The 25856-nt window shown below is 34.8% G+C and carries 30 protein-coding genes and 1 other RNA gene; 20 read left to right on the top strand and 11 right to left on the bottom strand.

From position 1 onward, the window contains the following. The first annotated feature begins 170 nt into the window (after nucleotides 1-170). Nucleotides 171-533, top strand: a complete 363-nt coding sequence (locus AACY93_RS02355; protein WP_007649609.1) for a hypothetical protein — start codon at nucleotides 171-173, stop codon at nucleotides 531-533. A gap of 35 nt (nucleotides 534-568) precedes the next feature. Further along, complete coding sequence (gene kdsA, locus AACY93_RS02350; RefSeq protein WP_286854506.1) at nucleotides 569-1387, top strand: 3-deoxy-8-phosphooctulonate synthase; 819 nt, start codon at nucleotides 569-571, stop codon at nucleotides 1385-1387. A 5-nt stretch (nucleotides 1388-1392) separates the two neighbouring features. On the opposite strand, the gene AACY93_RS02345 is transcribed toward kdsA, so the two are convergent. Beyond that, nucleotides 1393-1755 (bottom strand): DUF1801 domain-containing protein, encoded by a 363-nt coding sequence (locus AACY93_RS02345; protein WP_007649613.1) that lies wholly within the window; start codon nucleotides 1753-1755, stop codon nucleotides 1393-1395. Between the two features lie 90 nt (nucleotides 1756-1845). Between AACY93_RS02345 and AACY93_RS02340 the strand changes: the two genes are divergently transcribed. Genes AACY93_RS02340 through AACY93_RS02325 form a run of 4 tightly spaced genes read left to right on the top strand, consistent with a single transcriptional unit; the run spans nucleotide 1846 to nucleotide 3508 of the window. Beyond that, nucleotides 1846-2457 carry a hypothetical protein gene (locus AACY93_RS02340; protein ID WP_286854508.1) on the top strand — a complete coding sequence of 204 codons (612 nt, stop codon included), beginning with the start codon at nucleotides 1846-1848 and terminating at the stop codon, nucleotides 2455-2457. Nucleotides 2458-2471: 14 nt separating this feature from the next. Next, nucleotides 2472-2765 (top strand): hypothetical protein, encoded by a 294-nt coding sequence (locus tag AACY93_RS02335; RefSeq protein WP_286854509.1) that lies wholly within the window; start codon nucleotides 2472-2474, stop codon nucleotides 2763-2765. A gap of 36 nt (nucleotides 2766-2801) precedes the next feature. Continuing rightward, a complete protein-coding gene (locus tag AACY93_RS02330) occupies nucleotides 2802-3095 on the top strand; it encodes a transcriptional regulator (protein ID WP_286854510.1) in 294 nt (97 codons plus the stop codon). A gap of 38 nt (nucleotides 3096-3133) precedes the next feature. Further along, nucleotides 3134-3508, top strand: a complete 375-nt coding sequence (locus AACY93_RS02325) for a DUF2809 domain-containing protein (RefSeq protein ID WP_286854511.1) — start codon at nucleotides 3134-3136, stop codon at nucleotides 3506-3508. Nucleotides 3509-3705: 197 nt separating this feature from the next. Here AACY93_RS02325 and AACY93_RS02320 read toward each other — a convergent pair whose 3' ends face one another. Both AACY93_RS02320 and AACY93_RS02315 read right to left on the bottom strand, forming a co-directional pair. Further along, nucleotides 3706-4488: an SDR family oxidoreductase gene (locus AACY93_RS02320; protein WP_286854512.1), complete on the bottom strand. Its 783-nt coding sequence runs from the start codon at nucleotides 4486-4488 to the stop codon at nucleotides 3706-3708. Nucleotides 4489-4503: 15 nt separating this feature from the next. Beyond that, complete coding sequence (locus AACY93_RS02315; protein WP_286854568.1) at nucleotides 4504-5706, bottom strand: NAD(P)-dependent oxidoreductase; 1203 nt, start codon at nucleotides 5704-5706, stop codon at nucleotides 4504-4506. 157 nt (nucleotides 5707-5863) lie between these two features. Here AACY93_RS02315 and ssrA point away from each other — a divergent pair. Beyond that, nucleotides 5864-6258, top strand: a transfer-messenger RNA (tmRNA) gene (gene ssrA, locus AACY93_RS02310). Nucleotides 6259-6449: 191 nt separating this feature from the next. Here the strand turns inward: ssrA and AACY93_RS02305 are convergent. The 5 genes from AACY93_RS02305 to AACY93_RS02285 form a co-directional block, all read right to left on the bottom strand. After that, nucleotides 6450-6677, bottom strand: a complete 228-nt coding sequence (locus tag AACY93_RS02305; RefSeq protein ID WP_286854514.1) for a hypothetical protein — start codon at nucleotides 6675-6677, stop codon at nucleotides 6450-6452. A gap of 289 nt (nucleotides 6678-6966) precedes the next feature. Further along, nucleotides 6967-7359, bottom strand: coding sequence for a rhodanese-like domain-containing protein (locus AACY93_RS02300; protein WP_040491908.1), 393 nt, complete (start codon nucleotides 7357-7359; stop codon nucleotides 6967-6969). Between the two features lie 43 nt (nucleotides 7360-7402). Continuing rightward, on the bottom strand, nucleotides 7403-7717 hold the full coding sequence (locus tag AACY93_RS02295; protein WP_286854515.1) for a rhodanese-like domain-containing protein: 315 nt from the start codon (nucleotides 7715-7717) through the stop codon (nucleotides 7403-7405). A gap of 97 nt (nucleotides 7718-7814) precedes the next feature. Then, nucleotides 7815-8420 carry a thioredoxin family protein gene (locus AACY93_RS02290; RefSeq protein WP_286854516.1) on the bottom strand — a complete coding sequence of 202 codons (606 nt, stop codon included), beginning with the start codon at nucleotides 8418-8420 and terminating at the stop codon, nucleotides 7815-7817. A 5-nt stretch (nucleotides 8421-8425) separates the two neighbouring features. Next, on the bottom strand, nucleotides 8426-8944 hold the full coding sequence (locus AACY93_RS02285) for a TlpA disulfide reductase family protein (RefSeq protein WP_287006232.1): 519 nt from the start codon (nucleotides 8942-8944) through the stop codon (nucleotides 8426-8428). 348 nt (nucleotides 8945-9292) lie between these two features. Here AACY93_RS02285 and AACY93_RS02280 point away from each other — a divergent pair, with 348 nt between their 5' ends. The 11 genes from AACY93_RS02280 (at nucleotide 9293) to AACY93_RS02230 (ending at nucleotide 19470) form a co-directional block, all read left to right on the top strand. Beyond that, entirely contained in the window at nucleotides 9293-10696 is a 1404-nt protein-coding gene (locus AACY93_RS02280; protein ID WP_287006230.1) for an anthranilate synthase component I family protein, read from the top strand. A 91-nt stretch (nucleotides 10697-10787) separates the two neighbouring features. Continuing rightward, nucleotides 10788-11354, top strand: a complete 567-nt coding sequence (locus tag AACY93_RS02275; RefSeq protein ID WP_286854519.1) for an aminodeoxychorismate/anthranilate synthase component II — start codon at nucleotides 10788-10790, stop codon at nucleotides 11352-11354. A 102-nt stretch (nucleotides 11355-11456) separates the two neighbouring features. Then, nucleotides 11457-12455 carry an anthranilate phosphoribosyltransferase gene (trpD, locus tag AACY93_RS02270; protein ID WP_286854520.1) on the top strand — a complete coding sequence of 333 codons (999 nt, stop codon included), beginning with the start codon at nucleotides 11457-11459 and terminating at the stop codon, nucleotides 12453-12455. Next, the gene (gene trpC / locus AACY93_RS02265) at nucleotides 12452-13237 is read left to right on the top strand and encodes an indole-3-glycerol phosphate synthase TrpC (RefSeq protein WP_286854521.1); all 786 of its coding nucleotides are present in this window, start codon (nucleotides 12452-12454) and stop codon (nucleotides 13235-13237) included. Before trpD ends, trpC begins: the two co-directional genes overlap by 4 nt. Beyond that, nucleotides 13234-13848, top strand: a complete 615-nt coding sequence (locus tag AACY93_RS02260; RefSeq protein WP_286854523.1) for a phosphoribosylanthranilate isomerase — start codon at nucleotides 13234-13236, stop codon at nucleotides 13846-13848. Before trpC ends, AACY93_RS02260 begins: the two co-directional genes overlap by 4 nt. Continuing rightward, nucleotides 13845-15026 (top strand): tryptophan synthase subunit beta, encoded by a 1182-nt coding sequence (gene trpB, locus AACY93_RS02255; RefSeq protein WP_286854525.1) that lies wholly within the window; start codon nucleotides 13845-13847, stop codon nucleotides 15024-15026. Before AACY93_RS02260 ends, trpB begins: the two co-directional genes overlap by 4 nt. 3 nt (nucleotides 15027-15029) lie before the next feature. Beyond that, the gene (gene trpA, locus AACY93_RS02250) at nucleotides 15030-15797 is read left to right on the top strand and encodes a tryptophan synthase subunit alpha (protein ID WP_286854526.1); all 768 of its coding nucleotides are present in this window, start codon (nucleotides 15030-15032) and stop codon (nucleotides 15795-15797) included. A gap of 56 nt (nucleotides 15798-15853) precedes the next feature. After that, nucleotides 15854-17569: an amidohydrolase gene (locus AACY93_RS02245; RefSeq protein ID WP_286854528.1), complete on the top strand. Its 1716-nt coding sequence runs from the start codon at nucleotides 15854-15856 to the stop codon at nucleotides 17567-17569. A gap of 12 nt (nucleotides 17570-17581) precedes the next feature. Further along, entirely contained in the window at nucleotides 17582-18616 is a 1035-nt protein-coding gene (locus AACY93_RS02240) for a DUF481 domain-containing protein (protein ID WP_286854529.1), read from the top strand. 154 nt (nucleotides 18617-18770) lie between these two features. Then, nucleotides 18771-18914 (top strand): hypothetical protein, encoded by a 144-nt coding sequence (locus AACY93_RS02235; RefSeq protein WP_286854531.1) that lies wholly within the window; start codon nucleotides 18771-18773, stop codon nucleotides 18912-18914. 100 nt (nucleotides 18915-19014) lie between these two features. Continuing rightward, nucleotides 19015-19470: a tRNA (cytidine(34)-2'-O)-methyltransferase gene (locus AACY93_RS02230; RefSeq protein WP_286854532.1), complete on the top strand. Its 456-nt coding sequence runs from the start codon at nucleotides 19015-19017 to the stop codon at nucleotides 19468-19470. Here AACY93_RS02230 and AACY93_RS02225 read toward each other — a convergent pair. Next, nucleotides 19467-19859, bottom strand: coding sequence for an STAS/SEC14 domain-containing protein (locus AACY93_RS02225; protein ID WP_286854533.1), 393 nt, complete (start codon nucleotides 19857-19859; stop codon nucleotides 19467-19469). The genes AACY93_RS02230 and AACY93_RS02225 overlap by 4 nt on opposite strands. Before the next feature lie 39 nt (nucleotides 19860-19898). Beyond that, entirely contained in the window at nucleotides 19899-21683 is a 1785-nt protein-coding gene (gene argS, locus AACY93_RS02220) for an arginine--tRNA ligase (protein ID WP_286854534.1), read from the bottom strand. 420 nt (nucleotides 21684-22103) lie between these two features. Here argS and AACY93_RS02215 point away from each other — a divergent pair, with 420 nt between their 5' ends. After that, nucleotides 22104-24170: a tetratricopeptide repeat-containing sensor histidine kinase gene (locus AACY93_RS02215; RefSeq protein ID WP_286854535.1), complete on the top strand. Its 2067-nt coding sequence runs from the start codon at nucleotides 22104-22106 to the stop codon at nucleotides 24168-24170. Here AACY93_RS02215 and AACY93_RS02210 read toward each other — a convergent pair. After that, nucleotides 24167-25099 (bottom strand): arginine deiminase-related protein, encoded by a 933-nt coding sequence (locus tag AACY93_RS02210; protein ID WP_286854536.1) that lies wholly within the window; start codon nucleotides 25097-25099, stop codon nucleotides 24167-24169. The two genes, AACY93_RS02215 and AACY93_RS02210, sit on opposite strands and share 4 nt — an antisense overlap. 212 nt (nucleotides 25100-25311) lie before the next feature. Here AACY93_RS02210 and AACY93_RS02205 point away from each other — a divergent pair, with 212 nt between their 5' ends. Further along, on the top strand, nucleotides 25312-25818 hold the full coding sequence (locus AACY93_RS02205; RefSeq protein WP_007649660.1) for a DUF3124 domain-containing protein: 507 nt from the start codon (nucleotides 25312-25314) through the stop codon (nucleotides 25816-25818). The last annotated feature ends 38 nt before the right edge of the window (nucleotides 25819-25856 follow it).

Below are 25856 nucleotides of genomic sequence, written 5' to 3'. Positions count from 1 at the left end.
TTTTTGTTATTAGTTAATTAAATGTTATAGTTCTTAAAAATTATAGGATCTGTTTGTATCTTTCGTTTATAAAATTGATTAATAGTAAATAGCCATACTAACCAATCTGTTAACCACAACAGGCTTTTTTACATCTGTAATAACATTACGGATTAAAACCCTATTTTAATATGAAAAAGCAGATTAGTAAATACTCGAAATTTATTCCTTATTTATACTTTATAGCAGCTGTTGCCTACTGGTTTACAGACGTTAATAAAAATGAAGGCATTACGGCCTATCCCATTTTATTGATTGCCATCCCTTTTGTGTGGCAGCTAATTAGGCCTAGCAAGCAACTAAACTTCTCTTTAGGGATTATTTTTGTATGTGTATCATCGTACATGATTTTAGCTTATTTAATAGATTTTTTCAACATTATCAGTTTCCCTGAAACCCTTAGCAACTTTATTATTTTGGGAGGTATGTTTGTTTTCACAAACTTTTTGATGTCGCTTTGGATGATACGAAATAGTATGAAAAAAGCTTTTTAAAAATATGTATCTTTGTGGCCTAAATTTAAGTGATTATGACTCTAAATGATGTGCCTAAAATAAAATTTACCAATTCCGATAATTTTTTCCTGCTTGCTGGACCTTGTGCCATAGAAGGTGAAGATATGGCTTTACGCATTGCCGAAAAAATCATAGCCATAACCAACAAACTTCATATTCCTTATGTCTTTAAAGGTAGCTTTAAAAAAGCCAACAGAAGTAGAATTGATAGTTTTACAGGTATAGGTGACGAGAAAGCCCTTAAAATACTACAAAAGGTATCCAACACTTTTGATGTACCAACCGTAACAGACATCCATGAAGTCTCTGATGCTGCCATGGCTGCAGCATACGTAGACGTGTTGCAAATCCCAGCTTTTTTGGTTCGTCAAACAGATTTAGTGGTGGCTGCTGCTCAAACCGGTAAGGTAGTAAACCTAAAAAAAGGACAATTTATGAGTCCGGAATCCATGAAACACGCGGTTCAAAAAGTAAAGGATGCAGGAAACGAAAAAGTTTGGATTACAGACAGAGGTACCATGTTTGGATACCAAGACATGATTGTGGATTTTCGTGGCATTCCAACCATGAGACAATATGCTCCCACTGTTCTGGATGTGACCCATTCCCTACAACAACCAAACCAAAGTGCAGGTGTAACTGGAGGCAGACCGGATATGATAGAAACCATAGCTCGTGCTGGAGTTGTCAATAATGTTGATGGACTGTTTATAGAAACCCATTTTGATCCTGCCAATGCCAAAAGCGATGGTGCCAATATGTTGCATCTGGACAATTTGGAAAAACTATTAACCAACCTGGTTGCCATTAGAAAAACTGTAAACAGCTTGTAAACATTCTATTTCCAGAAAGATTTTTCTTTGTGCAATTCAACTTCTTTAAGAATTGCGATAAGGACATCATCAGCAACTTCCTCTAAGGTTCTATAGCGAAGCGATTTCACTATTTTCCGGTTTTCACTTACCAGATAGCTATCAAATTTTTTCGCAAAATGTGCCGAATGCCAAAAACCCACATCCACATAATCTTTACTTTGATTTATGTAACAAATGGGTTTTTTTCCTATATAAAAACAAGGCAATCGCCATTTATACTTCAATTCGGCATCAGATAAGCTATGTTCAATAACAGCCTGTAGATGCATCATGATAGACCGATATGGTTCTTTTTGCTTTAAAATATATGCTTCGGCTGGTTTCATTTTTTTAAGTGCTGTATTTCAAAAATAATAAAATTAAATAGTGTCAGATTCAAAAATATTTATTTACTTTGTTTTTCAAAGTACTTTAATATGGAGCCAAAAGATTATTTGAAAGATATCACTGAGATAAAACAACTCATGAACAAATCCTCCCGTTTTATTTCCTTGAGTGGACTATCTGGTGTTTTAGCAGGAATTTATGCCATAATTGGTGCAACTGTTGCTTATTGGTTGGTAGAAGGCTATAGTGATGGAACACTAATACTGGAAGGAAAAACCTATGGATTGGTGTTATTGGATTTGGCATTAATAGCTTTCTTAAGCATAGCAACTGCTGTGGTTTTAACTACTAAAAAAGCCAAAAAACAAGACGAAAAAGTTTGGGACAACACCTCCAAACGCTTGGTAGTTAATTTTCTTATTCCATTGCTAACAGGTGGCATTTATATTTTAATTGTTTTAAACCAACAAAAATATGGACTGACTGCAGCCTTAATGCTCATTTTTTATGGTCTTGCTTTAATAAATGCATCAAAATATAGCATTGGCAATATTAGATATTTAGGCTTTATTCAAACAATTTTAGGCTTGATCTGTGCCTTGTTTCCAGATTACGGATTTTGGATTTGGGTTCTAGGATTTGGAGTTATGCACATTATTTATGGTGTTTGGATGCACATTAAATTCGATACAAACTATTAATAATTTTTAAAAACATGATGATGACACAAAATAAAAGAGTCCCAATTATCTTAACTACTGCCACTATTTTACTATTGATCCCTTTTATTGCCATGCAATTTTCAACAGAAGTTAATTGGAGCGCATTCGATTTTTTAATCGCTGGAATTCTTTTATTTGGAACAGGGTTTCTCATAGAACTTGTTTTAAGAAAAGTAACCAAAAAACAAAATAGATGGATGCTACTTTTAATCATTATATCTTTGGTTCTTTTGACTTGGATAGAACTGGCTGTTGGTCTTTTTGGAACTCCCTTGGCTGGAAGTTAAAGAATAGTTTAAAATTTCCTCTTAAAAGGAACCATTATGAGCATCATTACAAACATAAACAAAGTATTCGATCATAGAATTAGGTTGGGCATCATGTCCATCCTTATGGTGAATGAGTATGCCGATTTTAATACTCTTAAAGAATTACTTGGTGCTACAGATGGTAATTTGGCAAGTCATGCCAAAGCGCTTGAAAAAGCAGAATACATTATGGTTGAAAAACAATTTATTGGCAGAAAACCCAACACACGATATGCAACAACAAAACTTGGCAGAGCTGCTTTTAAAAAACATATAGATGCACTTGAAAAGTTAATTAATACGCAATAACATTTTTATCAATTTCCTATCAAACAGAATAATGTTAAATGAAATTAAACTTTAACAAAACATACTTTGTACTTTTTTCCATACTGTTTATAGCTGAAATATTAATTGCAAAATATGTAGTTAGTGGTTTTATAAGACACACTTTTGGAGATTTCCTAGTGGTGATCCTTATATATGGCTTCTTAAAAAGCTTTCTCCCTATCAAACCTCTAAAAGCTTCAATCTTGGTTTTGATAATTGCTTTTTGCATAGAATTTTTACAGTTATGCAACCTGCTGGAATGGTTAAACCTGCAAAACAACACCTTAGCCAAGCTTGTTTTAGGAAGTACGTTTCAAGTAACAGATTTATTGGCATATACCTTAGGCATCCTTTTGGTTTTAATTGTTGAATACAAACAAAATAATTGGTAGAGTAAATAAATTTCAAGTACAAATTAGCACATTGCCTAGCTAAGAATTTACAGTATTAAAATCCTATGTAACCTTATAACTAACCAACCAGGAACAATACTGAAATTCTTCCGTCGCTTGCAGTAAAATCAGCTTTTACAGGAAACATCCAAACCTGTCTAGACAGCAGGTAAAATTATTAGCTTGAAGTATAAAACTTAAGCTTCCCTGTTTTTTTCTTGAATTCTCTTAACAATGGTTGCTGCTGTATTTCTTGGAATAAATCGTGGCAAGGTAGCCAATAATTTATTGAATTTCCCTGGAATGGCATAGACTTTCCCTTTGTTCATGGCTTTATAACCGTAAGCTGCCACTTCTTTGGCATTGGCCATATTAAAGGTTATTTTATTCTCCGATGAAGCATTGGATACCACCTTTTGAAACGATGTCTTGGTTGGTCCAGGGCACAGGGCTGTTACCGTAACTCCGGTACCTTTAAGTTCATTTGCAATAGCTTCAGAGAAAGATAAAATATAACCCTTGGTTGCATAATACAAGGACATAAGTGGTCCAGGCTGGAAAGCTGCAAGAGACGATAAATTAAGGATTTTTCCAGAACCTCTTTGAATCATGTCTTTTAAAACCAATTTGGTTAAATGGGTAGTGGTGATAACATGCAAATGCAGCATTTGTTTTTCGCGTTCCCAATCGGTTTCCCAAAAGGAACCAAACAAACCAAAACCAGCATTGTTCACCAAAACATCTATGGGTAACCCCTTAAGTTCTAACATGATTTCTTCGGAAATATTGACCACACTTAAATCCTTGGCATAGATCTGAACGTTCACAGCAAAATCAGTCTCTATACCTTGTTTGACTTCTTGTAGCTTTTCTGCATCAATATCTATTAATACCAAATTGTAATCATCTTTAGCCAACAAAAGTGCCAATTCATATCCCAAGCCTGAAGCTCCACCTGTTATTAAAGCTGTTTTACTCATTTTAATAAAAAGACATTATTTGCCATCCACATAATCCTGTAAATACGAAAACTTCTCAGTCAATTTCCCGTTTTCGGTTATTTTGGCACGTTTTAGAATGCCACGTTCATCTTTATTGAAAAATGCTGGGATAACGTGTTCCAAAAACATGTCTCCAAAGCCTTCACTGGCATCTTTGGGCAGTTCGCAAGGTAAATTGTCTACTGCCATAACGGTTATGGCGCCTTTGGCGTTGAATGCCACTTCGGTTTCAGTTTTGGGATCATACCCATAAAAAGGGTCTGCAATGGTTGAAGCCCTTAAAGTTGAAGCCACTGGCCCATCCACATCGCAAGATATATCTGCCACCAGGTTTATTCTAAAGTCTGGATGTTTGGCATCTTCCCTAGTAAACAAATAGGGTGCATTGTTGCCATAAAAATGACCTGCAATAAAGTAATCTGTTTGTTTTGCATAAGGCATAAAATTACTCTCATACCCACTTGGATCTTTATAAAACTCCTGTTTAAAACCTACTTTCCCATCTGTTCGTTTATTGTACTCCATAACATCTGCCATACAATAAACAGGCTCCGAAAAGTTGGTGGTTAGGTATAGGGCATCACTTACTTGTTTTATTTTTAAATGATCCAGAATTTCTTTGGCTCCTTGGGCCACTTTTCCTGTACCAGTTAATACAATTTTAATATTGGGAATACTAATTTTATCCAGTTCTGCTTTTACTTCATTTAAATCTGCCAAGGTTTCCACTTTTGGCAAATGGAACAAGCCATCCCTTAATCCCAAAGCCCTAAAACCATTATAAGCTCCTACCAAACCTGCATAGCGACCAAAACCTATTAATCTGGAACCACTTTTTTTCACAATGGTTTCATGATCGTACATATCAATGTTTTTTTCAAGCATGGCTTGAAGCAGTTTACGGTTATAAGGCTGTTTTTTTATGGTATGGGAAAAATAAAAGTACTTTTTATTTGGAATTAAAGCCTCAATGGGAACTTCCTTAACTCCCAACATAACATCACAGTCACTCACATTATTGCTTACCTCAAAACCCAAGGCTTTATATGCTTCATCTGGAAAGATCCTAATATCACTGGATTCCACTTTAAAAACTGCTTCAGGAAATTGCGCTCTGGCTTCTGCTAACTTTTCAGGTGAAAATACCACACGTCTATCTGGTGGATTTTTTCGTTCTTTGATGATGGCAAACTTCATACTCATGCAAACAAATTTTATTTTTTGATTCAACCACATGTAGTGAGTCTAAACTGACATATTTACATTTGGTATAGATTTTGCACGAAAATACATGGATTTATGAAGTTGCACAACTATTTTTTGTAACTTCGCTTCCCTTTTTAAAATGATACTTGGGGTCGACTGGTTTTGACAGCGAGATTAATGAAATGGTAAGCACGTCGTGTAATGACTTTGAAACACGTAAAAGGCTAGGTCAAACTTTTAAACGGCGAGAATAACTACGCTTTAGCTGCCTAATCTGAATTACAGTAGGATTGGCCTAGGTACACAAGGTGTACAAGCTAAATGTCTCCAGAAAGCCTTGGTTAGTGGCGTTCTATTTAGAGGCATCGTAAAAATTAACCAAGATAGTGCAGTGCTTTGATGCACTTTCGAGATTAAAAAGCTAAGTTGTAAGTAGGTTGTCTGTAACCAGCTTACAATCGAAAAAACAAGAACAGAATAAACGTGTAGAAAGCCCTTTGGTTACTTGTTTGGACGAGAGTTCGATTCTCTCCGACTCCACAAGCAAAGCAACTCTGTTGCGATTTTCAGCATAAAAGCTCAATAAGTTCTACTTGATTGAGCTTTGTTGTTTAAAAATGCTTGGACTGAAATATTGGAATTTTGTATAAAGGCTTTAAATGTAACTTTTAAAACCAAAAAAGCCGCTATAACAACATGCTATAGTGGCTTTTTTTATGTAAGCTAATGGCAAATTAATTAGGTTGGATCCTTTTAGAGTTCTGTAACCTCATGAGCTCTTGTTGGATCTCTCTACTTCTATTCATGAATTTTTCAAATTTTTGACGCCTCAATTCTGCGCGTTCCTTCATCCTTTTGTTAAAGGCTTCCTCTCTCTCATGTTTTCGCTTCCAGATGGCTTCTCGTTTTTTATCTTCCAATGCCACTGTTCTATAGGAATACCAATAAAAAAATAAAAACATTCCTGCAAGAATTAACAATATAACAAACCCATTCATCATAATAATATAATTTTAAGTTAATAAAAATTTGACGTTTATATGAATTAAGATTTGGGAAGACTATGCTATTCATACATGCTTACTTAAATCTATTAAAATAAATTAAAACACTACAAAAGAACAGATTAAGATCCAAAATTTTAGTTGAACGTCAGTTTTTTATAAATATTATTATAAAAAATAAAGAAAAAACCTTTTTTGAAAATTCAATATGGGAAATTGAAGTATGTAAAAAATCCTTGTTAAAAAATTAATTTGAAAGCTCTACACCATAACCTTGGTGTTTCCATTGAGTGATACCTCCTTCCAGATCGTAAACTTTTACAAATCCTGCTTCTATAAGTTTTTCTGAACAAGCTGCGCTTCTACGTCCAGATTTACAATATAAAATTACAGGTTTGGTTTTGTCCAGTTCTAAAATATCCTCTTCAAATGTATCTGAATAAAAGTTAATGTTTTGAGCATCTTTAATGAAGCCCTCTGAAAATTCTTCTGGTGTCCTAACATCTATCAATTGAACTTCTTCCAGTTCCAGTATGGATTGCATCTCTTCGGCTGTTACAATTTTCACATGGTCGTTTTTAGTCTCTTTGCAACCTAAAACCACAGCCACGAACAAAATACTAAATAACAGATGTTTCATTGTTGGTATATTTTATGTTAATTAATGGCAAACAAAATGTACTCTATAAGGTTTCAACCTCACCTTCCCATTCGCAAAACCCTCCCAACAGATTGTAGGTGTTTTCAAAACCTAACTGACTCATAATGGCACAGGCTTGAGCGCTTCTTCCTCCAGAACGGCAATATACATAATAGTTTTTGCTCTTATCCAAGGCCTCTAATTGCTCCATAAATTCTTGTGGAAGATAGATGTCTATATGCTTGGCATTTTTAATAAAGCCTTCCTCTACTTCCTCTAAAGTCCTTACATCTATAATTAAAGCATTGGTATCTTTAGATAATTGTTCTTGCCACTGTTCTTGGTTTAAATCTGCCATGAAATACTATTTTATATAAATTTCAACAAAAATACTATTTCTAAATAAAAAATGACTAAAAAAAGTTGAACAGATACCTTGAACTTTTAATGAACATTTAAACTTTTATGGTACAGCCAATGGCTCTGGTATGTGTTTCTGTAATTGGTTTTCCAGCCAATAAAGCATCTACGGCATTCTCAACATAAGCTTGATTTACAGATTCTGGGTTTTGATAATTATCGTCTATAGCACCAATATATTTTACCTGGTTTCCTTTTTTAGTCTTTTGCAAAACATATACATGTGGTGTTTTTACCGCGCCATATTTTGGATAAACTTCTTGGTTTGTATCCATTAAATATGGAAATGTAAAACCTTTTGCTTTGGCTCTGGCTTTCATGGCCTCCATACTGTCTCCAGGGCTGGCTGCTGGATTATTTGGCATAATGGCTATAACTGGATAACCTTGAGAAGCGTATTTTTTATCTAAAGCAATAATCCTATCTTCATAAGCCACTGAAAACGGACAGGTATTGCAGGTAAATATAACAATAAAGCCTTTTGCCTGACTGTAATCTGAAAGGGAAACCATGTTTCCATCTACATTCTCCAACTTAAAATCTGTGGCAATATCTCCTACTTTATAACCGTTTTCTAAAGATGTAAAAACTGAAATGAGCATCATTGCCATAACAGCAGTAAATGTTTTTAATGTATACATAATGTTTATTTTATAAATTGTTTTACTTCGTTTTCCAATTCTTTGTAAGTAAATGATTTTTCAAAAAATTTACGCTTTTCCCTGTTGTAAATAAGCGTTGCTGGAATCGCTCCAGACCAATCTGGATGAACCTGTGGTATCCAAGAGTTAAAATTGGCATCATCCAAAGCTACAACTTTAGTTTGTAATTTCTTCTCTTTTAAAAAGGGTTTTAAACTTGTTTCGTAAGTCTTTGGAAAATCCAGACTAACCAGAATAACTTCCACTTGCTCATTTTTATATTGTGTATTCAAATCTTCAAAATATGGCAGCTCCTTAACACATGGTGCACACCAAGTGGCCCAAAAATTCACCACATAGGTTTTGTTGGATGTTGTGTTTAAAAAATTTTTCAATCCATCAAAATCATAAATTTCCAAGTCCATTTGCTGGACTTCGGCCTGTAAATCTGCTTTGGCAACTGCCTTGGTGTCATTTTTACAGGCAAACAGCAATAGCATTAATAATGGAAGTATAAATCTCATGACCTAAAATTAATAATGGAACTTATTGTTTTTCAAACTTTAACAAAACATTATGCAGTTTGTTACTAAAATACAAAATACCAACAACTTGAAAACCCTTCAGAACATTTTATGCAAATTAATTTGAAAAAATCAATTACATGACTATATTTGACACACAATTAAACAAACATGAAAACAATTTTAAATCATACTTGGTGGTGGAACTTTCGAAACTCGAACTTCGTGAAGTAACCCTTTTGTATATTTAAACCATAATATTAAGGCTTGTCATTCACGACAAGCCTTTTTTTTGCAAATTAATTTAAGCCCTTCCCTCCTTAGCGAAAAAGGCACTAGCACATAGATATGAAAACATTCAGTCTTTACACACATTATAAAAAAATACTTGCAGACACCTTGACCCCTGTTAGTATTTACCTTAAAATACGTGATAAGTTCCCCAACAGCATTCTCTTGGAAAGTAGTGACTATCACGCTAACGACAACAGTTTTTCTTATATCTGTTGCAACCCCATTGCCACCATTAAGGTACTAGACAATAAAATCACACAAACGTTTCCAGATGGAACTGTTTTTAAAAACAATATCAACAAAAACACACAGGTTCCCGAGGTAATCCATAAATTTTCGAAGCGCTTTAAAGTACAATCTGAAGAAAATTTTAAATTTATCAACAACGGGATTTTTGGTTACATGGCCTATGATGCCGTTAGGTATTTTGAAGATGTTGATATTTCAAAAAAAGAGGGCCATTTAAGAATTCCTGACATGTATTATGCCGTGTACCAAAACATCATAGCCATCAATCACTTTAAAAATGAAGCTTATATTTTTGCACATTGTTTTAATGCTGAAAACAACATTGATGACATTTTACAACTTATAAAATCTAAAAACTTTGCTGCATTTGCTTTTGCCAAACAAGGGAAAACCACTTCCAATTTAACCGATGAAGAATATAAACAACAGGTAAATTTAGCCAAAAAGCATTGTGCTAGAGGTGATGTATTTCAATTGGTGCTTTCAAAAAAATTCTCTCAATCCTTTAAAGGGGACGAATTTAATGTATATCGTGCCTTAAGAAGCGTCAATCCATCGCCATACTTGTTTTATTTTGATTATGGCGATTTCAAAATTTTTGGAAGCTCTCCCGAAGCACAACTCAAAATCAATAAAGACAAAGCCGAAATCCATCCAATTGCGGGTACTTTTAAACGCACAGGACATGATGAAAAAGATGCTGAGCTGGCAAAAAAACTCGCTCTGGACGATAAAGAAAACTCTGAACATGTCATGCTGGTAGATTTGGCCAGAAATGATTTAAGCCGACATGGAAGCAACGTTAAGGTGGAAAAATATCGGGAAATACAATTCTTTTCACATGTCATCCATTTGGTAAGTAAGGTAACAGGAACAAAACATAAAAACACCACCACCATGCAAGTGGTAGCAGACACCTTTCCCGCTGGAACCTTAAGTGGTGCACCAAAACACAAAGCCATGCAACTAATAGAAAAATACGAAAAAACAAGTCGGGAATTCTATGGAGGAGCCATAGGGTTTATGGATTTTGAAGGCAATTTCAATCATGCCATTATGATCAGGACCTTTTTAAGTAAAAACCATCAATTGCATTGGCAAGCCGGAGCTGGTTTGGTATCAAAATCAGAACCTGAAAACGAATTACAGGAAGTATATAACAAATTGGGTGCCTTAACAAAAGCCATAGAATTAGCCGAAAACATATAACCATGAAATGTCTGTTAACACATTTACAAATCATGAAACCTGTTTCTTTAAACATACCATCAGACCATTAACATACAACAAACAGTTACAGATGAAAAACATATTAGTCATAGACAATTACGACAGTTTTACCTACAACCTAGTACATTATTTGGAAGAGTTAGGATGCCAGGTAACCGTAAAACGAAACGATCAATTACATTTGGATGAAGTTGAAGCTTTCAACAAAATTGTTTTATCTCCTGGACCTGGAATTCCTGATGAAGCAGGTTTGCTTAAACCCATAATTTCTAAATACGCGGCAACAAAAAGCATCTTGGGTGTTTGTTTGGGGCAACAGGCTATAGCCGAAGTCTTTGGTGGCAAACTCATTAACTTGGACACTGTTTTTCATGGTGTGGCAACCAAAGTAACAACCTGTGTCACCGATGAGATATTATTTAAAAATTTAGATCAAACTTTTGAAGTTGGAAGATATCATTCTTGGGTGGTCGATGTTCATTTACCTGAGGTCCTGGAAGCCACTTCTTTCGATGAACATGGTCAAATCATGTCTTTAAGACATAGGCTTTTTGATGTTAAAGGTGTGCAATACCATCCAGAATCCGTATTGACTCCCAATGGGAAAAGGATTTTGGAAAATTGGGTGAATCAATGAATAATGGCATGCTGAATTTACAGAAGCATCTTTTAACAAGTGCTTCTAGTTTTTCGATTTTTAAAAACAAAATTAAAAAATTCCCTCTGGAAGGAAATGAATATGAAACAAATACTAAACAGATTAATCAACCAGGAAAGCATCTCCAGTGAAGAAGCCAAACAAGTTTTGGTGAACATTTCCAAAGGCGATTACAACCAAAGCCAGATAGCTTCTTTTTTAACCGTCTTTATGATGCGCAGCATAACCATTGAAGAACTTTTTGGTTTTAGGGACGCCCTTTTGGAATTGTGTATTCCTGTAGATCTAGAAGCATATAATGCCATAGATTTATGTGGTACAGGTGGCGATGGAAAAGATACTTTTAATATTTCCACTTTGGCCTCCTTTGTTACAGCTGGAGCAGGTATTCCTGTTGCAAAACATGGAAATTATGGTGTTTCCTCTGCTTGTGGTTCTTCAAACGTAATGGAACATTTAGGTGTAAAATTCACTTCAGATAAAGATTTTTTAAAACGAAGTTTAGATGAAGCTGGGATTTGTGTGCTACACGCGCCTTTGTTTCATCCTGCCATGAAACATGTGGCTCCAATAAGAAGGGAACTTGGGATAAAAACCTTTTTTAACATGTTGGGGCCTATGGTCAACCCTTCCTTTCCCAAACATCAAATGGTTGGTGTTTTTAATTTGGAATTACTTCGCATGTATGGGTATCTTTATCAAAATACCAATAAAAATTATACCATCATTCATGCTTTGGATGGGTTTGACGAAATCTCACTAACAAGTCCTGCAAAAGTGGTACAAAAAAATTCAGAATATATTTTAACCCCAGAAGATTTTGGACTGGAAACTTTAAATCAAAACGAAATACATGGTGGGAATACTGTAGCAACTTCAGCTAAAATATTCACACATATATTAAAAGGTCAAGGTACAGACTCCCAAAATAATGTTGTTTGTGCCAATGCTGCCTTGGCCATCGCTACCGTTACAAATAAAACAGTAGCTGATGGTTTTGTAATGGCCAAAGAATCCTTAATGAGTGGTCGCGCTTTAAACAGCTTTAAAACATTGGTGAAACTAAGTAATAAAAAATGAATATTTTAGATAAAATAGTAGCAGACAAACGCATTGAAGTTTCTCTTAGAAAACAACTCATTCCTGTTTCACAATTGGAGCAATCTGTATTGTTTGAAAGACCTACAATTTCGCTTGCTTCAAAGCTTAAGAATAGTCCTACAGGTATTATTGCAGAACACAAACGTCGTTCTCCATCAAAATCTGTAATCAATCAAAACTTAAATGTTTTCGATGTTGCAAAAGGATATGAAAATGCAGGTGTTTGTGGTATGTCTGTACTTACAGATTCAAAATATTTTGGTGGCTCTTTAGACGATTTACTTATAGCCAGAGCAAGTTGCAATCTACCATTATTACGTAAAGAATTTATTATTGACGAATATCAGATATTGGAAGCTAAAGCTTATGGTGCAGATGTTATTTTACTAATTGCAGCAATATTAACCAAAGAAGAAATAAAGCAGTTTTCTGAATTCGCAAAAAGCCTGAATTTAGATGTGCTCCTAGAAGTTCATAACGAAGAAGAGTTGCATAAATCAATGATGCCAAGTTTAGATATGTTTGGTGTAAACAATAGAAACTTAAAAACATTCGATGTTAGTTTAGATACAAGTAAAACCTTAAGCCAAATAATGCCTAATGAATTTGTAAAAGTATCTGAAAGTGGCATTAGCAGTGTTGATGCTATTAAAGAATTACAACCATTTGGATATAAAGGGTTTTTAATTGGGGAGAATTTTATGAAAACAGATGACGCTGGGAAAAGTGCAGCAAAATTTATAAAAGATTTAAAATTATGAAACTAAAAATCTGTGGCATGAAATATCCGGATAACATCTCTCAAGTGGCGCAACTTCAACCAGATTATCTCGGGTTTATTTTTCATGAAAGATCGCCAAGACACTTTGAAGAAAAAATTCCAGCATTGTCTGATCAAATTCAAACAGTAGGTGTTTTTGTGGATGAAAAGGTAGAATTTATTTCTGGCCAAATTGATAAACACAAATTATCTGCTATCCAATTACATGGTCATGAATCCCCCGAAACTTGTCGTCTTTTAAAATCATCTGGTGTCAAAGTGCTTAAAGTCTTTTCCATAAAAAATGAATTTGATTTTTCGGTTTTAACACCTTATGAAGACGTTTGCGATTACTTTTTATTTGATACCAAAGGAAAATTACCAGGAGGAAATGGTTATAGGTTCGATTGGTCGGTTTTGGAACAGTATCCATCAACCAAACCTTATTTTTTAAGTGGTGGCATTGGATTGGATCAAGTAGATAATTTAAAGCATTTTCAAAATAGCAAAGCATCAAAATTCTGCCATGCCATTGATGTTAATAGTCAATTTGAAATTGAACCAGGATTTAAAGACATTCAATTATTACAAGAATTAAAATCTCAATTATGAGTTACAACATAAACAATAAAGGTTATTATGGAGAGTTTGGTGGTGCTTTCATTCCAGAAATGCTCTATCCAAATGTGGAAGAACTACGTCAAAATTATTTAAAAGTGATGGCTGAGCCAGAATTTCAAAAAGAGTTTGATAAGCTTTTAAAAGATTATGTGGGTCGTCCTTCACCTCTTTATTTTGCAAAGCGGCTTTCTGCAAAATACAATACCAAAATTTACTTAAAACGCGAAGACCTCAACCATACAGGAGCTCATAAAATAAATAACACCATAGGGCAAATTCTCATGGCAAAACGTTTGGGCAAACAGCGCATTATTGCCGAAACTGGAGCTGGACAACATGGTGTGGCAACAGCAACGGTTTGTGCTTTAATGGGTTTGGAATGTATAGTATATATGGGAGAAATTGATATTGCCAGACAAGCACCAAATGTGGCACGAATGAAAATGCTTGGCGCTACTGTTATTCCTGCAGTATCTGGAAGCAAAACCCTTAAAGACGCTACCAACGAAGCCATTAGGGATTGGATCAATAATCCTGTAGATACTCATTACATTATTGGTTCTGTGGTTGGACCTCATCCCTATCCAGATATGGTCGCGCGTTTTCAAGCTGTGGTTTCTAAAGAAATACAATGGCAATTAAAGGAGCAAGAAGGAAAAACAAAACCAGACTATGTCATTGCCTGTGTTGGTGGAGGCAGTAATGCTGCTGGAGCCTATTATCATTTTTTAGAAGACACAAATGTAATACTTATTGCTGCGGAAGCTGCTGGAAAAGGCATTCAATCTGGTGAAAGTGCAGCAACTTCTGCATTAGGAAAAGAAGGGATTATTCATGGCAGTAAAACTCTTTTAATGCAAACCAAAGATGGACAAATTACAGAACCCTATTCCATTTCTGCTGGATTAGATTATCCTGGTATTGGCCCCATGCATGCACATTTGTACAAAACTGGTCGCGCAGAATTTATCTCTATAACAGATGATGAAGCTATGAAAGCTGGATTGGAATTATGTAAACTAGAAGGCATTATTCCTGCTATTGAAAGTTCTCATGCCTTAGCAATCTTCGAACAGAAAACATTTAAACCAAATGATGTGGTGGTCTTGAGTTTATCTGGTCGTGGCGATAAAGATTTGGAAACATATATAAACTATTTCAACTTATAAATTGTGAACAGAATCAATCAGAAATTACAAGAAGACAAAAAGCTTTTATCCATTTATTTTACAGCTGGTTATCCCGAACTTGGTGACACTGTTACCATCATTCAAAATTTAGAAAAAAGTGGTGTTGATATGATTGAAATAGGCCTACCCTTTAGCGATCCACTTGCTGATGGCCCAACCATTCAGGCAAGTTCCACACAAGCGCTTAAAAATGGCATGACTACTGATGTTTTATTCAAGCAATTAAAAGACATTAGAAAGTCTGTTCACATTCCATTAATCATCATGGGATATTTTAATCCAATATTGCAATATGGCGTTGAAGCTTTCTGTAAAAAATGTGCAGAAATTGGTGTCGATGGACTCATTATTCCAGATTTACCTATAGAGGTTTACAATGAAGCCTACAAGACTGTTTTTGAAAAATACAAGCTTTTAAATATATTCCTAATCACTCCACAAACTTCAGGGGAACGTATCCGTTTTATCGATTCTGTTTCCAACGGATTTATCTACATGGTAAGTAGTGCCAGTGTTACAGGAAATAGTTCTGGTTTTGGTGAAGAACAAACACAATACTTTAAGCGCATTGCCAACATGAAACTTAAAAACCCTCAAATTGTTGGCTTTGGGATTTCAGACAACAAAACGTTTTTACAAGCTTCACAAGATGCCAAAGGTGCCATAATAGGAAGTGCGTTTATTAAACACCTATCAAAATTTGGAACCAATAAGATACCCGAATACATCAAGCAAATCACAAAGTTATAGATTCTTACAATTTTAATATCTTTATAACTTCTATATAAACACCTTAAAAAAAATAAATGAAAAAAATTACCACGTTTCTCATTCTATCTATTTTAACTATTTCTTTTTCTTGTAAAAACGAATCTAAAGAAAATACTAACACTGCCAGTACAGCAACTGTATATTATGGTGGAGACATCCTAACCATGGAAGGTGAAGAACCTGAATATGCCGAAGCATTGGTTGTTAGGGATGGTAAGATAGAATATGTTGGCACCTCCTCAAAAGCCATGGAAATTGCAGGAAAAGGACATGTTATGAAAAACCTGCAAGGCAATACGCTTATTCCTGGACTCATAGATGGTCATGTGCATGTTTCAAATTTTGGCCCTCAAGCCATTGGCGCTCAAATATTGCCTCCTCCAGATGCTGGAGCAAAAGACATTCCTACATTGATCAATATTTTACAGGAATGGAACACACCTGTAAACAGAAGCCTAACAGGATGGATTTTTGGCATGGGTTTCGACGATTCTGTTCTTGAAGAAAAACGGTTTCCAACCAAACACGACTTGGATAAGGTATCTACAGAATATCCTGTTATGATTACCCATATTTCTTTACATTTTGCCGTTGTTAATTCCAAAGGCTTGGAGTTACTGAATATTACTTCCAAAACCAAAGATCCAGAAGGAGGCCTTATTAGACGTGAAAAAAACGGGGAACCAAATGGTGTTTTGGAAGAATTGGCTGCCGTACCATATATGGCAAAGGTGCTAATGCCTTCCTCAAAAGAGGTGGCAGACAAATTTTTTGAAGCTGGTTTAAACATGGCCATGTCTTATGGCTACACGACTGCCCAAGATGGAAGAACCATGCAAAACCATGAAGATTTGGTGGCCAAAGCAGAATCCAACCAGTTAAAAATTGATGTTGTAAGTTATATTGATTACCTGTTTGTGGATGACTATATGTCTTCCAAATGGTATAGTAACACCTACAACAATCATTATAGAATAGGTGGCATGAAAGTAACTCTTGATGGTTCGCCTCAAGGCAGGACTGCCTGGAGAACACAACCTTATCTCCTACTCCCAGATGGCGCTAAAAAAGGATATTCTGGATATCCTGCCATCCCTCAAGACAGCATCGTTTCCAGTATTTATGAAAAAGGCTTTAAAAACAATTGGCAAATTTTAACTCATGCCAATGGAGATGCTGCCATAGATCAGATGATTCGGACCATGAAACCCCTAACTGAAAAATACAACAACCAAGATAGACGTAACGTATTGATTCATGGACAATATGTAAGAGAAGACCAACTGGATTCTTTAAAGGAAATGGATATTATTGCCTCTCTGTTTCCTTTACATACCTTTTATTGGGGAGATTGGCATAAAGAAATAATTGGGGATAGTTTAGGGAACAAAATAAGCCCAACAAAAACAGCTCTCGATAAAGGCTTAAAACTAACCATACATACTGATGCTCCCGTGGCTTTACCCAATTTAATGCGTGTTCTATGGACTGCTTCCAAAAGGGAATCGCGTTCTGGGGAAATAATTGGCATAGAAGAAAGACTCACACCATACCAAGCCTTAAAAGCCATTACCATTTGGTCTGCTCACCAACATTTTGAAGAAAATTCCAAAGGCTCCCTTAAAGCTGGCAAACTTGCAGATTTGGTTATTTTGGACAAAAACCCTTTAAAAGTAGACCTGTCAGATATCAAGGATATTGTGGTATTGGAAACCATTAAGGAAGGAGAAACAATTTTCAAAAAAATATAAAAGATAACCTGTATGATAGCATTCGTTACAAACAAAATAAAATTATCATGCCTCTTTATACTCATGTTCAGCACCTTGTCGTGGTCCCAAAACGATAGTATAGTGCTTAAAAACAAAGATAAAATTGTTGGGGAAATCAAATCTTTGGACAAAGGTGTACTCACAGTTAAAACCGATTATAGCGATTCGGACTTTAAAATAACTTGGCTGGAAGTTATAAGTGTAAGAAGTGAACAAACCTATTTACTTACCTTGTCTGATGGCAGCAGAATCAATAGTACGCTCTATACCAAACCTGGAGACACAACAAAAGTGACCTTAAAAGACGAGTTTGAATTTACAACCGATATTAAAAACATTGTCTATATAAAACCCGTTAAAAACGATTTCCTGTCAAGGTTTGTAGCTTCCATTTCCTTAGGTTACAACCTTACAAAAAGCAACAACCTCCATCAATTTTCCGTTAGCAGTAATTTAAGTTACACGGCTTATAAATGGCTCTTTACTGCTGGCTTTAATTCTGTAAGAAGCAACCAGGACGATGTAGAGGAAACCCAGCGTACAGATGCCAATATAGGTATTAAATATTTTATGAAGAATGATTGGTTTTACTCCACTTCAGCAGATTTTTTATCCAACGATGAACAAAAATTGGAACTGCGTTCCACAATAAAAGGTGGTCTTGGAAAATACTTTACCCATACCAACAGATTGTACTTTGGTGGAGGGTTTGGTTTGGCGTTCAACAATGAAAAATATACAGACGAGTCCAGCACCAACCGAAACTCCCTGGAAGCTTATGGCACTTTAATGTTGAACATTTTCGACCTAAACGATTTAAGCTTAAGTACAGATGCAACATTATATCCCAGCTTAACCGAAGGTGGTAGATACAGGTTGGATTACAACCTTAATTTTAAATACGATTTACCCTTGGATTTCTTTTTAAAACTAGGCTTATCTTACAATTATGATAGTAAACCTGTGGAAGGAGCTTCCAGTTCTGATTATGTGTTTCAATCGTCCTTTGGTTGGGAGTTTAATTGATAAAGAACCATATTTTTGATGATTTCTGAAAAAACAACATCACAACCTTGGTTTTTCATTTTATTTAACATTTAACCAACTGATTTTAAGACCGTTTTAATACTTTTTTAATCCTTATTTTCTATATTATAAGTGAACTAAAAAAATAAAAAACATGGGAACAATAAAAGATAAAAAGAAATTTAAACCAACAAAAGAGCAAAGCAACCCTACAAATCCTACTGGGAAAACAAAAAAAGAAACAAACCAGTTTGATATTGATAAGGAGACCATAAAAAAACAACAGAACAAAAAATAATTGTTCAATAAACTTTAAAGTGAAACCTATTCCTTAAAAGAATAGGTTTTTGTTTTATATTACCTGCTCAATTTTTATAATCCTTTTTTAAATCTTATACATGCCATTGAACATTGTTTTAATTGAACCTGAAATCCCAAACAACACTGGAAATATTGGACGATTGGCCTTAGCCTCAGGCGCTAACTTACACCTTGTAAAACCTTTTGGGTTTAAAATAGATAATTCTCGCTTAAAACGTGCTGGTTTGGATTATTGGAAACATTTAAATATTAGTTATTACGAAAATACTGAGGCGTTTTTTAAAATCCATAAAACTGCCAACATGGTATTTTTATCCAGTCATGGAACAAAAGACCATTGGGACATTCCCTTTCAAGATAACCTATTTCTGGTTTTTGGAAAAGAATCTGTTGGCCTACCTAAAAGCTTGACCGAAAAACATCCCGATAAATTGTTTAAAATCCCTTTGTTCAGTGAACATGTTAGGAGTTTGAATTTAGCAAACGCAGTAAGTATTGTGATATATGAAGGTTTAAAACATCTAAACCATTAATCTTTTTTATTATCATGTGCTTCTTGCTCATGTTGCAACCATTTTAAGGCTTCTTCCCTATCTGAAAAAATCTTTAAATGCCATTCGGTTGGTCTTGGTAATTTCTCCAGGACCTCAGTACTCATACTTGCCATTTTATTATAAGCCACAACAGCCATAGCAACAATTTCTTTTAAGGTTGCTAAATTTCTTTGGGCATAAAAATCATAAGTATAAGAGAATTTTTTATTTATAAGCAAGGAGAAAGGTGCCTTTAAATTTGATTTTAAAACGTCATGATAATGATCAATCATAGCTATGTCCATCACCACTCCCTCATTGATGATCACTTCGGCTATGTTCTCTTCCAATAGGATGATGGTACCATAAGATAATTGTATAATTTTCATTACTGCATTACAATTATAAATTAAACCGTATTTCTAAGTTTACATACGTTTAGGCACATCTATTCCCAATAAGCTGAATGCATTTTTAATAATGTTTGCAACTGTTTGTGAGAGTTGGACCCTAAACACCTTTTCTGTGTTTGTATCTGCTCCTAAGATAGACATATTTTGGTAAAAGGAATTAAATTCTTTCACCAAATCATATGTGTAGTTGGCAATTAATGCTGGACTGTGATTTGTGGCAGCTTGCTGTACCACATCTTCAAAAAGTTGTATTTGTTTTATTAAGGCCTTTTCTTTGTCTGATAGGAACACATTCTCTGGATCTAACTCCATAGCAACATCTATATCTGCCTTTCTTAAAATAGATTGAATCCTAGCGTAGGTATATTGAATAAATGGTCCTGTATTCCCTTGAAAGTCTATGGATTCTTTTGGGTCGAACAAAATTCGTTTTTTTGGATCCACTTTTAAAATATAATATTTTAAAGCACCTAAGCCAATCACTTTGTACAAGTCTTGTTTTTCGGTTTCGGTATAACCATCCAACTTCCCTAATTCTTCAGAAATCTCTCCAGCTGTTGCAGCCATTTCATCTATTAAATCGTCTGCATCCACAACGGTTCCTTCGCGACTTTTCATTTTTCCGGAAGGCAAATCTACCATGCCATAACTTAAATGATACAGGTTTTCTGCCCATTCAAAGCCTAATTTTTTAATTATCAAAAATAAGACCTTAAAGTGATATTCCTGCTCGTTCCCAACTGTATAAACCATACCTCCAACATCTGGATAATCTTTAACACGCTGAATGGCCGTTCCAATATCCTGAGTCATGTAAACAGCTGTTCCGTCACTACGCAACACAAGTTTTTCATCCAATCCCTCATCGGTTAGGTCACACCAAACAGAACCATCTTCTTTTTTAAAAAAAACACCTGTCTTTAAACCTTCAAACACAAACTCCTTACCCAATAAATAGGTCTCACTTTCATAGTAAAGTTTATCAAAATCAACTCCAAGGTTTTTGTAAGTCACATCAAAACCATCATATACCCATTGATTCATTTTTTCCCATAAGGCAACGGTTTCTGGATCACCAGCTTCCCATTTTAAAAGCATGTCTTGGGCTGCTTTAAATATTGGTGCTTGCTTTTTGGCCTCTTCTTCTGGGTAGCCATCCCCAATCATTTGTTTTATTTCCTGCTTGTATTCCTGGTCGAACTTCACATAATAATTCCCTACCAACTTATCGCCTTTCAAGCCTGTAGATTCAGGGGTTTCTCCTTGACCAAACTGTTTCCAGGCAATCATACTTTTACAAATATGAATGCCTCTGTCGTTAATTATCTGTGTTTTGTAAACTTTCTTTCCAGATGCTTTTAAAATTTCAGAAACACTATAACCCAACAAATTGTTTCTTATGTGTCCCAAATGCAAGGGTTTATTGGTGTTTGGCGAAGAATACTCCACCATAATGGCTTTGTCTTCAGGATCAGGACTTGTAAATCCATATGTGGCATCTGCTTTAATGCTATTGAAAAACTGAATAAAATAAGCAGCTTTAATTTCAACATTTAAAAAACCTTTAATAACATTGTATCCTTCCACTTCTGCCACATGCTCCACCAAATATTGACCAATTTGCGCTCCTATCTGCACAGGATTTCCTTTAATTACACGTAACATAGGAAAAATAACCACAGTTATATCTCCGGCAAATTCCTTTCTGGTTGCTTGAAACTCCACTGTGGGCAATTCCTTATTATAAATAACTTTTACTGCTTGAACAACATGTTTTGACAAGATGTCTTGAAGACCCATAACCTAATCTTTTTAAGGATGCAAAGATAAAACTTTTATTAAAGGTTTATAGCTTATGTGGCAGCTTATCTTTCTTTAAATTTAAATTAGGCCTTGGCTTAGATTCCGTCTTTTGTTTTCCCCAAAACTAAGAAGTGTATTTCATCGACAAAAGTGTATTTTTTCCTACTTTTTTACCTTTCATCGATAGCGTCTTTTTTTGCTTTTTTTTGAACTGCCATTTCAACTAATTTATTGGTATTAAAACGCAGAAATTAGTGTATTAAAACTCTTTTTACAATTTTTGTTAGGTAATGCTATTAATCGCCCCAAAACTATGGGCATTCTTGAACTAACTAACAATTACAGCTCTAAATACCAGCTATTAGACTTAATCTCAACAAGTTACAAAGCTCTTATTTTTTGTTGTAAGGCTAATGTATGAAGAAGTTATTTTCTTTAGTCGCTTGTCTCGTTTTTTTCATTGGTTTTTCACAAACCAAGGAACAAGATAGTCTTACCATTCAATTAGCCTTTCAAAATTCCGATACCACAAAAATTAAAACCTCTTTATTACTGGTAAAAGTCCTTTACAGGGATCAAGAGTACGACAAAGCATTAAAATACATTTCGCAAACCGAAAAACTGTCCCAAAAACTAAATTATCAGGATGGCATTGCAGAAATGACCTATTACAAAGCATTGATTTATGCCCTTAAAGACGATTACATCAATGCCAGGGACAATTATTTGAAAGCCAAGGAACTATTTATACAACTTCAAGACACCTTAAACATTGCAAAAGTCAACAACAGCATAGGCTTAAACGAAATTAAAAGAGGCAATTACAACGTAGGTTTGCAATATTCGCTTTTAGCGTTAAAAGAGTTTGAAAAACGAAACTTGAAAAAAGAGTTGCGCTCTGCCTACGAATGTCTGGCCAACGCATATTACAGCATTAACAATATCCAAAAAGCTACCGAATACTATGTTAAGACTTTGGATATGGAAAGACAAATAAACAACAATGAAGGTTCCATAGAGGTCTTAAAAAAATTAGCTGAACTATACTCCTTACAAAAAGAATATAGAAAATCCATAGACTATTACGAAAAGGTATTAAAGATGACTTCGGTTGAAAATGATTCCTTAAGAAGCGAAATCCTGCCCAAGTTGGGAGGGGAATATTTACAGTTTAATGATTATGACAAAGCACTGGAGTATTTGGTTGAAGGGTTAAAATTGAATAGAAGCCTTGACAATCGTCATGGCATTTTGGTCTCGCTTAACAACCTTGGAAATTTAAACCTACAAAGAAATTTTCTTAAATATGCCGAAATACAGCTTTTGGAAGCCAAAGACATAGCCAGCGACATAGACGCCAAGAATGAACAGTTAAAAAATTATAGGCTTTTAAAATCCTTGGATTCCACCAATAAAAGATTTGATCGTGCTTTTGTTTGGCAAAGGGAATACTACCAGTTGCAAAACGAACTCACTAAAAAAGAAGCTTTAACACTCATAGAACCAGAGGAACCCATTTTAATTGACAACTTAAGCATTAACAATCGTATTGAAGATACTGAAGCTGTTAACATGGATCCCGATGCTGCTAAAACACAAAAAGAATTTGATAGGTTAAGACTTATATTCTATGGGTTGTTAGGGGCTGTGGCCATCCTTTCAACCTTTTTAATTTTAATCTATCTTAAAAGAAATAGCAGATTGCAATACACCAGGGAACTGGAAGAAAAAAATAAACGTATTGAGATTCAAAACGAAGCTATTTTGGAACAAACCAAACACCTTGAAGATATAAACAAGGTGAAGGACAAATTGTTTTCCATAGTATCTCACGATTTAAAAGATTCCTTAACCTCCATTAAAGGTTTTATAGACTTGTTAAAAGACGGCTCTTTAACCCAAGAGGAATTTAAAACCTTAATCCCGGAATTAAGTGAAAATGCCAACAATGCCTCTTTATTGCTGTTCAACCTATTAAATTGGTCCAAATCTCAAATGCAATCCTTAGAGCCAAGTCCAAGTTTATTCGATTTACAGGAAGTCTTTGCAGACAAAATAAATCTACTGGAACAAAAACTGGAAAAGAAAGGCATTATTTTAAGGGATAAAACCTTAAGGGATTTTGTTTATGCTGATAAAAGTATGGTAGAGATTATTATTCAAAACCTACTTACAAATGCAATAAAATTCAGTAAAAAAGGGGATACCATTACCATTGCCAACCAAATTAGTAATGGAAAATCCATCATCAGCATTTCCGATACTGGTGTTGGCATCTCTAAGGAAAACCAGCAAAAATTATTCAAAAATTCATCGTTTACAACTGTTGGCACCCAAAACGAAAAAGGGACTGGTTTAGGATTGACCATCTGCAAAGAACTGGTAGACTTAAACCATGGAAAAATTTGGGTGGAAAGCGATTTAAATGTTGGAACAACGTTTTATGTGGAATTGCCAAAATCCAATCCTCAAAATCAATCTTAGTTTTTAGGCAAAAATATTTCAGCCATCATACAACGAGCACTACCTCCACCACAGGTCTCAATGGTTTCCAAAGAACTTGAAAGGATGTCACAATGCTTTTCAATGGTTTTTATTTGAGCAGTCGTTAAAGAATCGTGAGCAGCTTGGCTCATTACCAAAAAACGTTTATTGTCCAACCCTCTAACCTGCAACATGTTTCCTGCAAAGTTGGCCACCTGATCTTCTGTAATTACAATCACTTCTTTGCCATCTTCTTTTAAATGTTTCAAAACATTTTTGCGCTCTTTTTTATCGTCTATACTATCCAGACAAATTACAGCAAAGGTTTCTGCCAAACACATCATTACATTGGTATGGTAAATAGGTTTACGTTCCCCTTCTACCGTTTGGTAGGCCGTGAAGATAACCGGAGTATATTCAAAATCTTCACAAAACTCTATAAACAAGTCCTCATCTGCTCGAGCCGATAACGCACAATAGGCTTTTTTGTTTACTCGATCCAACAACAAACTTCCTGTACCTTCAAGAAAAATACCTTCTTTTTCTGCGCTTGTGTAATCCACAATGTTTTCAATTGTAAAACCTTGTGCTTCAATATGCTCTAAAATATCCTCTCTACGTTCTTTTCTACGGTTCTCGGCAAACATAGGGTATAAAGCCACATCGCCATTTTCATGGAAACTTACCCAATTGTTGGGAAATACAGAATCTGGAGTGTCCAATTCCTTGTTGTCGCTTACCACAATAACATGAACACCCACTGCTTGAAGCTTCTCTACAAACGCATCAAATTCCTCTTGAGCCTTGGCATTAATAACAGCATTTTTTAAATCTAAGTCTTCCTGAAAATAATTGTTAACAGCCGTTTGCTCATTCATCCTAAATTGAACAGGACGAATCATTAGGATGGTATTTGTGGTTTGATTCATATCTTTACTTTTTAGAATTGCAAAATTACTTTATTAATTATGAAAAGCAATTGTGTAAGGCAATAAAAATTGTTACTTTGATAAACTAATAAGAGAGTTATTAAATTGTAAATACTTATGAAAGCCCATAATGGGCATTTGATAAATAATGGCCATTACACACCAAAATAATTAATTAACTAAACCACAAGTTCTAGATAAAATTTAAATAGATGAAACGTATTTTAATTATTTTTATTTGTTGTCAGGTGTTTTTTTCTTGTGAAAAACCAAAAGAAACAACAGACATCAATCCCATAAATTGGAAAAATCGCGCTGTAAAACTTAAGGAGTCCGACAGTTTAAAAACAGGTCAAAGCTATCTATCGGTTTATTCAGAAATCTATAGCATTACAGAACACAGAACCATAAATTTAACTGTAACCGTAAGTTTGAGAAATGTAAGCACCACACATGAAATTTATTTGCTTAAAGCCAATTATTACAACACCAAAGGCGATTTGATACGTACTTATTTTAATGATCCAATTTCCCTAAAACCCTTGGAAACCATAGAAATTATAATTGATGAAAAAGACACTCATGGTGGTTCTGGGGCAAATTTTGTTTTTGATTGGGCCTTAAAGCACAACGAGCATGAACCTTTGTTCGAAGCTGTAATGATTTCTACCTCTGGACAACAAGGGATTTCTTTTACTACCCAAGGTGTTAAATTGTAAGAGTATCCAAACCTAAAAAAGAAACAGGCTTTAAGCAA

The sequence above is a fragment of the uncultured Xanthomarina sp. genome (assembly GCF_963971605.1).
Classification (GTDB): Bacteria; Bacteroidota; Bacteroidia; order Flavobacteriales; family Flavobacteriaceae; genus Xanthomarina; species Xanthomarina gelatinilytica.
This window is presented reverse-complemented; position numbering and strand designations above follow the sequence as displayed.